Annotated in this window: 1 protein-coding gene; it reads left to right on the forward strand. The window is 71.1% G+C overall.

From position 1 onward, the window contains the following. Positions 1-353: TolC family protein (locus tag FLO80_RS24340; protein ID WP_188078422.1), on the forward strand; the 353-nt coding region annotated here is incomplete at both ends.

Genomic DNA, 353 nt, shown 5'->3' on the forward strand with positions numbered 1-353 from the left:
CGGATCGACAGCCAGGCCGCGCGCATCGGCCTCTCGGCGAGCATCGCCCGCGCCTACAGCGACCTCGCCCACGCCTTTACCGTGCGCGATCTCGCCGAGGAAGAACTGAAGCGCTCGCAGCGCATGACCGAGCTGAGCCAGAAGCGCATGAGCGCCGGGCTCGACAGCAAGGTCCAGCTGCAACAGACGCAGACCCAGCTGGCCACCGCCCGCCAGCAGCTCAGCGCCGCCGAGCAGGACATCGCCAGCGCCCGCATCGCCCTCGCCGTGCTGCTGGGCAAGGGGCCCGATCGCGGTCTCGAACTGCAGCGCCCGCAACCGCTGAACCCGGCCAGCCTGAGCCTGCCCTCGGT

It is taken from the genome of Aquicoccus porphyridii (genome assembly GCF_008369105.1).
GTDB lineage: Bacteria > Pseudomonadota > Alphaproteobacteria > Rhodobacterales > Rhodobacteraceae > Aquicoccus > Aquicoccus porphyridii.